Genomic DNA, 10,874 nt, shown 5'->3' on the forward strand with positions numbered 1-10,874 from the left:
AATCAGCGGCGTCGCGACGCGTGTGCGCTGATCTGTAAATGATGGCCCTGTTCATGCAGCAGGTCGCGTAAGCGCAATAGGTCGTCACGCCGTGGGATGCCGGCCATCCAGACGCTGCCACTTTCGTCAAACATCAGGTCGAGCGCCTTGTCGGTGGGTTCGAGCAGGCGTTCGTAATGACCCAGGCGTGCCCGGCCCAGTGGCGTGAGCAGGCTTAGGCGTTGATTGTCACTGCCGCGCAGGGCCATGGTCTGACTGAGTGCTTCGATATAGGGATCGCTGATCAAGGCATCTATCAAGCCCTTGGTCTGGAGCAACGGCGCGTCGAGTTGTTCCAGGGAGTAGCCACTGTAGACCAGGATGTCGAGCTCGCTGAGTCGACGCAGGCCTTCGAGCAGCGATCGCAGGGCGTCGAACTGGTCGAACGGTTCCCCTCCGGAAATGGTGATTCCTTCGGCCTCGTGCAGCCAGGGGGTTATCTGTTCAAGCAGTCGCTCCAGCGACAAGCGTCGGTGCCCGGGCCCCCAGGTATCGGCAGAGATGCAGCCTGGACAGCGGATGCTGCAGCCCTGGAACCAGATACCAATACGCCGCCCCGGGCCGAGGGTAGTGACCGGAAAATGCATGCGCGACAGGCTAAGGTCCATGTTTAGTGACGTTCCATCTTCAGCCCGGTGATGTCCAACTCGGTGATCGTGAAGTGCTCGCCCGGTTGCGCGTCCTGATCGAACAGCGCCCGCGACAGGGGATTGAGCAGGCGTGCTTCTAACTGGTTGCGGATGCCCCGGCCACCGTTGGACAGGTCCTGCAGACAGAGGTTGTGCAGTGCCTGGCGTGCCTGGGGGGCCAATTCGATAAACAGGTTCTGTCCCTGCAGGTCGTCGAAGGTGGCGTTGACCATCTGTTCGAAGATCTGCACTGCAACGCCTTCGCGAATGAAGTCGAAGACGATGATGTTCTCGCCGATTCGATTGAGGATTTCCGGCCGGTTGAGTACCAGCTTGAAATACCGATCGATCTCGCTGTGCACCTTGTCCTGGACTTGTTCGAAGGCTTCGCCCGGCAGGACGTTGGCAACGCGTTCGCCATTGTCGCCCTGGCGATAGATCCCCAGGTTGGAAGTGAACACGATCAGGGCCTCCGAAAAGTACACCCGATCACCGCGGCCTGAAGTCAGCACTCCGTCATCGAGGATTTGCAGGAACTTGTCGAGAATCCGTGGGTGGGCTTTTTCGATTTCATCGAATAACACCACGCTGAACGGTTTCTCGCGGATCGCATTGGTCAGCTCACCTCCAACGTCATAACCGACGTAGCCGGGCGGTGCGCCGATAAGGCGTTGATCGGCATGCTCGGCGCTGAACTCCGACATGTCGAAGCGGATGTATGCACTTTCGTCGCCGAACAGCAGGCTGGTAATCGTTTTGGCGAGTTCGGTCTTGCCCACGCCGGTTGGTCCCGCGAGAAAGGCTACGCCCCGTGGACGGTTGCCCTTGCGACTGGCGCCGACGCCAGTCATCGCACGCTTGACGATGTCGAGCATGTGCGTCACCGCATGCTCCTGGCCTTTGACCCGCTGGTGGACGAGCGCGTCCGCATGCCGGATACGCTGACGGTCGATCTTCAGCCATGGGTCCTCGGTAACACCGATCTTGTAGCGGCGCACCGCATCGGCAATCTGCTCCATGGCGACACCCTCGACCCGCGCCAGTTGCGCAATGGCGCTGAGATCGAGCAGCAGCAATCCCTCGGTGTTCTGGACGAAGGCTTCCACAGCCTGATGCATGACCACCTCACTGGCGCCCTGGCTGCCACTGAGCCCTTTGAGCAACGCCGGTGCCAATGCACGGCGTGACAATTGATCGGGTTTGGACACGGGAATGTGGCGCAGGCGCGGGTTGTCGACCAGCAACCAGTCGGGCAAATCACCTTCTTTTTCCACCAGCCATAGCAGGGTATTGAAGAACGGTTTACGCAGCTGTGTGGCCGGACGGCTGCGAGCCTGATGGGATTGCACCAGGGCCTGGGTGAAGAGCTGATGTTCCGCCGCGCTGAGGGAGTCGTTGCGAACCACTAGGCGTGAGGCGAAATCGATGATCAGCGCGATAGGTTCGCCAGCACGACCCACCAGCCGTGGCAGGGTGGCGCCCAGCAGATCGATCCCTGCGGGTGCTACGCCATTTACCGGAGTCAGGCCAAGTTCCTGAAGCAACGTCTGGCCGGCTTCAGGGGCGGAGCCGGGTTTGTCGACTGCCCGGAAACCGGACACGGGATCCCAGGCGATGACCTGGGTGTAGCCAGCATCGAGCAGGGCATTACAGAGGGTTTGGTTGAAGCTCTGCGCAGTCACCGTGCCGGGCGCCACTTCACTGGCCTGCAGGTCGCGGATGTTGCCTGACAGGACGAATTGGCTCTTCAGCGGCAAGAAGCGGAGAAGATCTCGTAGCCAACGTGGGCTTTCAAATATGGCAATCCCTGACATGTTTCAGCTCGTAACGTTGGGGCGGTACGGGCAGGGTATTGCTCAATGCGCCCATTTGCCAGTGCGCTGCTACGAAAAGTTGTGCTGAGAGAGCGCTTCTGAGGGGGTGCTCGTTCACAGGGGGCTTTATGCAACTTGTGAAAGTCCTCTACACACCCGGCAAGGGGAGGGGGTAGCCAGGGGCAAGGGTGTCGCGGGAGACTGCGAATCTGAAGGAGGCCCGAGACCAAATGCTGGTTTGACGAACAGGAAGCGGATTAGGCGGTGCGGCGGGGTAGGGTAGCCAAAATTGCCAAACCCCAACACTTGCACGGAACGCTGTGACGTAGCTCCGACAGGCATAAGCAGCAAAGATCGCGCGAATTACCCTGGAAGATCTTCCCGTTTGCCACTGTGCTACCGAGCGTCTAGGGGCGGGACTGAATGTGCAGAAGCTAGCTGAAGCTGTAGTAAATGGCGGTTAACCGCGCCATCAAGGGCCGAGCAGGTTGTACCGCCAGCCCATCAGCTTTGGGAGTTCTCCGATGTCACAATCTGCAGCGGAATATGCACCCGGTGACGCACAGGATCGAACTGCTGCGCAGTCTGCAATTCCACCAGTAGATCCACCAGCGCCGTTGCAGTCTGGCGCGGCTGAGAATCGATCACCACGTCGACCAAACCCTGGGCCAGGGCTTGGCGTGACAGCTCGGTGGACTCCTGCAAAATGCAACACAGCGCCGGGCGCTTGGGCAGTTGCGCCAAGGCGTTGATAATCCCATCGCCACCGCCGCCTACCACGCACAACCCGCGCAAATCGTCATGCCGAACCAGCAGGTCGAGGGTTGCTTCTTCGGTGATGTCGCAGTTATCCAGATTGATCAGCGGCTCCAGTGGGCGCAAACCAGGTGCGTGTTCGGCCAAGTAGCTGTGCAAGCCTTCGACCCGCTCCTGGTGGCCAAGAAAGCGATGGCCACCGAGCAGAATGCCGATGCTGCCTTTGCGCGCGCCACAGGTGCGGGCCAGCAGCCACCCCATCGTGCGCCCGACTACCTGATTGTCCTGGCCGACATAGGGCTCGGCCGCCGCCTCATGAATGCCCGACAGCAATGCCACCACGGGCACTCCGGCTTCGCGAATCTGGGCAAGGGCGGCGTTGATCAGCGGGTGGGCGAAGCTGACCACCGCCAGGCCGTCGCACTGCACCGCCAACTGTTCGATCTGGGCGATGATGGCGCTGGGGGTGCGATCAAACACGTATTCGAATTGGCAGGTCAGGTTGGCCCCGGCGTGGCGCTGCGCGGCCTCGGTGATGGCTTGGGCCAGGTTGGCGTAGAACGCCTGGGCGGTGCCCAGCAGCAGGATGCCGAAACGGTACGTGGGGCGGCGTTCGAGAATGCGTTGGCCGATCAGCCGCGCGGCAAAATAGCCCACGGCTTCGGCGGCCTGAAGCACCTGTTCGGCAGTGGCTGGATTAACCGGGGCGCGAGCGTTGAGCACGCGGTCGACGGTGGCGACACTTAAGCCTGCGTGTTCGGCGACCGTGGCGATGGTGGGGCGTTTATTGTTACTCATGATGAACCTTCAAAGCGTCTTGATAGAAAACTATCAAGCCCCGCAGGAGCTGGATGATAGCTTGATAGGGAATGTATTCAAGACCTTGAGGGGGCCTTCCGCGCTCTCTATATTTTCTTACGCAAAGCACCTGACATCTCACGCTTGCGGAGAACAATAACAATGTCTCAAGACAACACAGCCTCTACTCGGGACTATCGCCTGACCGGCCCTGAAGCCGCCCGCGCGGCTGAAAAAGGCCTTGTATCGGCCAGTTGGTACCAGTCGCCCATCTCCCGTCAACGCATGAAAAAACTGATGCAGCGCCGCGACGGCCCGGCCTTGCTCGACACCGCTATCTGGCTGCTGACCCTGGTGATCACCGGCCTCGGCGGCTACTGGTTCTGGGGCACTTGGGCTTGTGTGCCGTTTTTCCTTGCGTATGGCGTTCTGTACGCCACCGCCTCCAACCCGCGCTGGCATGAAACCGGCCACGGCACGGCTTTCAAGACTCGCTGGATGAATGATGCGCTCTACCAGGTGGCGAGCTTCATGTGCATGTTCGAGCCCCATGTGTGGCGCTGGAGCCATGCCCGGCACCATACCGACACCATCGTCGTCGGCCGCGATCCGGAAATCGTCGAACCGCGTCCACCGAGCTTGTTCATGATGCTGCTGAGCCTGTTCCAGATCCCGTTGCTGCTGAAGACGATGGGAGGCGTGTGCCGGCACGCGGTTGGCAAAATGGGTGCCGAGGAACAGACGTTTATCCCTGAGTCCGAATGGTCCAAGGTGTTCCTGGCGGCCCGTATCTGGCTGGTGATTTACGCCGTTGTCTTTAGCGCGGCGCTTTACCTGCACAGCTGGTTGCCGCTGATGTATATCGGCCTGCCCATCCTGTATGGCGGCTGGTTGTCCTACCTGTTAGGCCTCACCCAACATGTGGGCCTGGCGGAAGATGTGCTGGACCACCGTAGCAATTGCCGCACCATCTATATGAACCGGGTACTGCGCTTTCTGTACATGAACATGAATTATCACCTTGAGCACCACATGTACCCGATGGTGCCGTACCACGCCCTGGCGCAACTCCATGAAGAGATCCGCCACGACTGCCCGCCGCCTTACGCCAACATAGGCGAGGCCTTCAAGGAAATCATTCCGACCCTCTTGAAGCAGCGCAAGGACTCGACGTATTTCGTGCGACGCCCCGTCGGTAGCTCAAGGCCTGCCACCGACGCTCATCCACAGGCTGAAGCCACCCTGGGCTGACACCTTCCGGCTGTATCCCGAACAAGAGAAAACGCCATGAACGATCAATGGATCGATGTATGCGCCGTGGGCGAAATCAATGAAGAAGACGTCATTCGCTTCGACCACGGTCCGCATACCTATGCCATCTACCGCTCTGCTGACAACGAGTTTTTTGCCACTGCTGGCCTGTGTACTCACGAGTCGATCCACCTGGCTGACGGCCTGGTGATGGACCATGTCATCGAGTGCCCCAAGCACAACGGGCGCTTTGACTATCGCACCGGCAAAGCCTTGGGGGCGCCAGTGTGCGTCAATCTCAAGACCTATCCGGTACGGGTCGACGCGGGACGGGTTCTGCTCGCCATTTCGGCTTGACCGCCAGGAGTGCACGCCATGAATGCTCCACTGATTATCGTCGGCGCCGGCCATGCCGGTGGCCGTGCCGCGCTGACCTTGCGCGAGCAGGGTTATACCGGTCGGCTGATCCTGATCGGCGATGAACTCCATTTGCCGTACGAGCGTCCTCCGCTGTCCAAGGGCTTGCTGCAGGGCACGATGGACCTGGACGATTGCAGTCTGTGGAGGGATAGCCGGCTCACTGGACTGAACATCGAGCACCTGGCGGGCAACCCGGTAAAAAGCCTGGATCCGCAGCACCACCGCCTGCAATTGACCGACGGACGTTGGTTGCCCTACAGCCGATTACTGTTGGCGACCGGGGGCAGAGCGCGTCGCTTGTCCCTGGTGCCTGAACCTCTGGCCAACGTGCTTTACCTGCGCACCCATGACGAAGCCCTGGCCCTGCGCAGCGCATTGATGCCCGGCACGCGCCTGGTGATCATCGGCGGTGGCTTTATCGGCCTCGAAGTCGCGGCAACGGCCCGGACCCTGGGCTGTCAGGTGACGTTGCTGGAAGCCGGGCCACGACTGGCCGGGCGAGTATTGCCTGAAGCTGTGTCCCAGGCCTTGTTGGAATTGCATCGGCAACAGGGCGTTGATGTGCGGCTGAACGTAGCGCTTGAAAGGGTACAAGGCATCGAACGCGCTGAGGCGATGCAACTGGTGGACGGCCAGGTGCTGCCCTGTGACTGGGTGGTGGTCGGTATCGGCATGCAACCCAACATCGAATTGGCCGCGGCGGCGGGGCTTGAAGTGGGCCAGGGTATTCGAGTCGATGCCCAGTTGCGCACCAGCGCGCCAGACATCTTTGCTGCCGGCGATGTGTGTGAGTTTCGCCTGCACGCCGACGCGTTATTCCAGCGCCAGGAAACCTGGCGCAATGCCGAGACCCAGGGCCGCCACGCGGCATTGAATCTGTTGGGCGGCGAGTTGCCGTTCGAGGGTGTTCCCGGCTTCTGGTCTGATCAGTACGACTGGGGCTTGCAGACAGTGGGCGTGATCTCAACGACGCCACCTTCGGCCGTTCGCACCCTGGCAGGCGGTGGTCTGCTGCTGTTCTACCTGGACACCGAGCAACGTTTGCAAGGCGCCTGCGGTTGGGGGCAGGGCAACAGCGTTGCCAAGGACATCAAGTTGTGTGAACGGCTGATTGCCAACTTGACCCCACTCTCTGTGGACGCATTGGCCGACGCCGATGTGTCGCTCAAACATCTGCTAAGGCCCTGACATGCATGAATTCCTGGTATTTCAGTCCCTGTGGGCCATGCAAGATCACCGTGGTCAATGCGATCGTTCCCTTGAGGCGCAGGTGGAGAAGATTGCCGCTGCTGGCTTCGATGGGATCACCGACCATTTCTGGATCGCGCCACAGGCCGAGCGCCTGCATGCCGCTGCCAAGGCGCAAGGCCTGCAAATCGAAGGTCAACTGTTTCCCCGCACCGTGAGTGACTTGGCGCAAGCGCTTGAGGTTGCCTCCCGCTACGGCTGCCACCACCTCACGTTGCAAGCCGACGTCCGGCCGCGGCTGGCACAGGCGATCACACTGATCGAAGGCTGGCAGCGTCTGGCCGAGCAGGTGGACTTTCCGATCCTGCTGGAAACCCACCGCTATCGTCTCACCAGTGACCTGTTGTTCACCCTCGATTTGCTCGCGCAGATGCCAGACCTCAAGTTGTTGGCTGACTTGTCCCATTACGTCGTGGGCCGCGAATTGCCTGAGTCGGCCGCGGCCGAAGACGACGAACAGATTCACACCATCCTACGACACAGTTGGGGTTTTCATGGGCGGGTCGCTAACAGTGAGCAGGTCCAGGTGCCCTTGACCTTCGCCCAGCATCGTCCCTGGTTGGACCGGTTTCTGGGCTGGTGGCGCTACGGAATCAAGGATTGGCTGGCGCGACCGAACACACCCGCGAGCCTGTCCTTCACCTGCGAGCTTGGCCCGCCACCCTATGCGATCACAGGGAGTGATGGGCGCGATATAACGGATCGCTGGGGCGAGGCGCTGATGCTGAAGGAACTGATGCGTGGTGTTTGGGATGAGTGTCAGGCGGGGCGCGGATCTAAGGCATGATTGGTTACTGTTCTGTAACTCGCCAAGAAAAAGAAACCCCTTGGATTTCAACGAGTCGGACACCAGATGCGAGTCTCGTTTCCCACTCCAAGATTCAGAAAAAAGCCACTCAGATGAGTGGCTTTTTTTTCCTGAAGTTTATGTGCTGAGGCGTGAGCCGTCTCTCGTCTATCGTGCACTCTCGAATATCGAACCAAAAATTTGCTACCGACGTAATTTTCTGGAGCGCCAGGAAACACTGCATGCGTGAGTATTGTTGAACATTCCCCCACCCAGGCGCTATGGTCGGGCTTAATGCTCACGTCGATCACGAGGCGGCGAAGCCAAGCTTCTGAAAACCGTGATCCAAGCGACGTTTAGTCCAGCGTGTTGTCAATGGTGGCGTTAGGGATACTGTTAAATGCTGAGTTCCAATTCACCTCGGTCGGCGCAAGACTTCAGTCAAAACTTGCGCCTTCTCTGCGGGTACTACAAGTCGGTGGCGATGGTCTGCCGCTCCCTCGATATCAATCGCCAGCAGTTCAACAAATACTTGGGGGCGCAGGCGACTCCCTCACTGTTCACCCTTCGCAAGATATGCGCTTTTTTCGGGGTGGATGAGGATGAAATATTCTCCGACCATGAGTCGTTCCGCGCTTTGCTCAACAGGCAGCGCACGGCGCGAGAGCCGGACAGTGCTGTACCAACCGATTTTTTTCCAAGCTCCGCGCAGGAACTGTCGAAGTACCAGGGTTACTACTTTGTCTATTTGATGTCGCCCTCCGGATCAGGGGAGGTGATCAAGTCGATTACCCGCTTGACCCGTTCCGGCAACAAAATCCTGAGTAAAACGTACGAGCGAGTGAGACTGGGTGATGACCAACTGAAGAGTTTCGGCATCAATAAATATCGTGGGTTCTGCTTTGCCTCATCCGATCTGATTTACATCGTCGAGCACGAATACCTATCGTCTCGGGGCTACATCTGGTCGGCGCTTTACCCCTCCTATCGCAGTCGCTTCCGCTTTCTCAACGGCTTGGTGCTCGGCGTGTCGGGCGACAATTTTCGACGTCCTTTTGGTGCGCAGATTGTGTTTGAGTACCTCGGTGAATCGATCGATCTGCGTAACGCGCTTTCCAGTTGCAGCTGCTTCCCGATTGATGCCCCTGAGATACCCAGCGAGGTGAGGGCGCGGCTGCTGATTCGCCCATCCGAGGGTGAGTTCAACCTCGTTCCGCCGTTGTTCTAACCCCGCTTTAAAAATAGACGCCAGGTGACGCTTTCAAGCGTCATCTGGCGTTTTTTTCTTAGCGCTCGCGAAATTGAGCTGGCGGTGCGGCAGATCAATAATGAGCCACACCGCTCAATAGGCAGTTTCACGAACGGCCAAACACGTCGTTCATTCCAGCTGGATTAACGCCTGCTCGTGCAAGTGACCCGCTGCGCCCATCATAAAAATAAGAGGAACATCGATGAACTTCAAAAGAACCTTGATGGCAGGGTTGATGGCGCTTTCCATTACTGCGCCGTTGACCAGTGGCTTGGTGTGTGCGGCAAACAATACCTTGGTTGTCGCTGATCGAGCCTCTTTCAAGGATTGGGATCCAGCCTCGGCGTTTTCGGAAGAGGTGCGGGTGCTGGGCAATATCTACGAGACGCTTCTGGTCTATAACGCTCCGGGCAGTGCCGAGGAGTTTTCCCCTGGGCTCGCCACGTCCTGGGAAAGCAGCGACAACGGCAAGACTTGGACCTTCAAGCTGCGGCACGGCGTTAAGTTTCATGACGGTTCGGCGTTCAACGCCGCAGCGGTCAAAAAATCCATCGACTACGTCAAAGCGCTAAAACAAGGCGCTGCGTATGTATGGAAAGCCCTGGATTCCGTCGAGATCGTAGCTGACGACACGGTAGTGCTCAAGTTCCAGAATCCCACTCCGGCCAATCTGATCGCGGCAGGTCAATACGCTGCTTATATCATTGCCCCGGCGGCGGTGGATAAGGGGCATGACTGGATGATGGCTCCCAACGCTATCGGTACCGGTCCCTATAAGCTTGGGCAGGTCGAACAGGGCCAGCAAGTGGTGCTCGAACGTTTCGATGGCTACTGGGGAGGCTGGAAAGAAGGGCAATTTGATCGCGTCATCGTGAAGGTCGTGTCCGAAGCGTCCACCCGCACCCAGATGATAAAAAATGGCGAGGCTGGCGTTGCCTGGGATATCCCCCTTGATCAGCTCAAGGTATTGGGAGAGAACCCTTCCATCAAGGTCAGTACCGCGCCTTCGTGGAAGAACTTCCAGTTCTTGATCAATACCCAGAAGTACCCTACGGATAACTTGGCATTTCGTCAGGCGCTGCAATACCTTTGGGACTATGAAGGTGTCACCAACGATATTTTGCACGGCTACGGCAGTGTGTCCAAGGGGCCTTTACCCACCAGTATCTGGGGGCATGCCAGCGTGCCTATGGCTTCTTACAATCTGGATAAAGCCCGCCAATTATTGGAAGCCTCTGGCGTACCCAAACAGGACTGGAAGGTCTCGATGCAGTACATCAGTGGCATCTATGCAAACGCCGCTGAGCTGTTCCAGGCGACGGCGTCTCAGGTTGGCGTAGAAGTGGAGTTACGTCCCGGCGAGTGGGGTGTGATCTGGGATAAGGCCAAGAAGCTGGAAACCGCTCCCAACCTGCAATCCATGGCTTGGTGGCCCACATATCCGACACCCAGCGATTGGCTTTTCAGCGAGTTCCATTCAGAGAAAACCACGCTATTCAATCTGTCTCATTACAGCAACCCAGGCTTCGACCAGTTGATCGAGGAGGCGGTGGCGTTAGAAGGCAGTGATCGGGCTCAGTCCACTGAAAAGTACCAGCAGGCCCAGCAGCTACTGGCCAAGGACGCTCCTGCGATCTGGTACGCGGACGTGCAGCAGATACGTGTTTCCCGCAAAGACATCAAGGGCATGGAAAAGAGCCTGAATCCCGCTTATGAGGCAATTCTCTACTACAACTTGAATCGCTGAATGCTGAGTTGTTTGTGATGAAGTTGTAGGTGTAGGCCTGATTTACCTTGTAGACCGACAGTCGGTTGATTCGCCCGGTTACTCCTCAAGAGCTAATTTTCTTTTGAGGGCTTTGTGCTGGGCGTAAGAAGTCAGG

The 10,874-nt window shown here is 58.5% G+C and carries 9 protein-coding genes; 6 read left to right on the forward strand and 3 right to left on the reverse strand.

Translation table 11 applies throughout. The features are described from left to right. Positions 1–2: 2 nt before the first annotated feature. The 3 genes from QMK47_RS11960 to QMK47_RS11970 form a co-directional block, all read right to left on the reverse strand. Positions 3–647, reverse strand: coding sequence for a 4Fe-4S single cluster domain-containing protein (locus QMK47_RS11960; RefSeq protein WP_253473504.1), 645 nt, complete (start codon positions 645–647; stop codon positions 3–5). Between the two features lie 2 nt (positions 648–649). Next, positions 650–2,482 (reverse strand): AAA family ATPase, encoded by a 1,833-nt coding sequence (locus QMK47_RS11965; RefSeq protein WP_253473507.1) that lies wholly within the window; start codon positions 2,480–2,482, stop codon positions 650–652. 504 nt (positions 2,483–2,986) lie between these two features. Further along, positions 2,987–4,036 (reverse strand): LacI family DNA-binding transcriptional regulator, encoded by a 1,050-nt coding sequence (locus QMK47_RS11970; protein ID WP_320390250.1) that lies wholly within the window; start codon positions 4,034–4,036, stop codon positions 2,987–2,989. A gap of 162 nt (positions 4,037–4,198) precedes the next feature. Here QMK47_RS11970 and QMK47_RS11975 point away from each other — a divergent pair, with 162 nt between their 5' ends. The 6 genes from QMK47_RS11975 to QMK47_RS12000 all read left to right on the forward strand — a co-directional run bounded on the left by QMK47_RS11975 (position 4,199) and on the right by QMK47_RS12000 (position 10,738). Continuing rightward, positions 4,199–5,287 carry a fatty acid desaturase family protein gene (locus QMK47_RS11975; RefSeq protein WP_320390251.1) on the forward strand — a complete coding sequence of 363 codons (1,089 nt, stop codon included), beginning with the start codon at positions 4,199–4,201 and terminating at the stop codon, positions 5,285–5,287. Between the two features lie 36 nt (positions 5,288–5,323). Beyond that, a complete protein-coding gene (locus tag QMK47_RS11980; RefSeq protein WP_018608132.1) occupies positions 5,324–5,644 on the forward strand; it encodes a MocE family 2Fe-2S type ferredoxin in 321 nt (106 codons plus the stop codon). A gap of 18 nt (positions 5,645–5,662) precedes the next feature. Beyond that, entirely contained in the window at positions 5,663–6,895 is a 1,233-nt protein-coding gene (locus tag QMK47_RS11985; RefSeq protein WP_320390252.1) for an NAD(P)/FAD-dependent oxidoreductase, read from the forward strand. A gap of 1 nt (position 6,896) precedes the next feature. Then, positions 6,897–7,742 carry a sugar phosphate isomerase/epimerase gene (locus tag QMK47_RS11990; protein WP_320390253.1) on the forward strand — a complete coding sequence of 282 codons (846 nt, stop codon included), beginning with the start codon at positions 6,897–6,899 and terminating at the stop codon, positions 7,740–7,742. Between the two features lie 400 nt (positions 7,743–8,142). Continuing rightward, positions 8,143–8,970: a helix-turn-helix domain-containing protein gene (locus QMK47_RS11995; RefSeq protein WP_214509191.1), complete on the forward strand. Its 828-nt coding sequence runs from the start codon at positions 8,143–8,145 to the stop codon at positions 8,968–8,970. A 223-nt stretch (positions 8,971–9,193) separates the two neighbouring features. Next, a complete protein-coding gene (locus QMK47_RS12000) occupies positions 9,194–10,738 on the forward strand; it encodes an ABC transporter substrate-binding protein (RefSeq protein ID WP_253473524.1) in 1,545 nt (514 codons plus the stop codon). The last annotated feature ends 136 nt before the right edge of the window (positions 10,739–10,874 follow it).

This window comes from Pseudomonas sp. P9_35 (assembly GCF_034008205.1).
In the GTDB taxonomy this organism is placed as follows: domain Bacteria; phylum Pseudomonadota; class Gammaproteobacteria; order Pseudomonadales; family Pseudomonadaceae; genus Aquipseudomonas; species Aquipseudomonas kilonensis.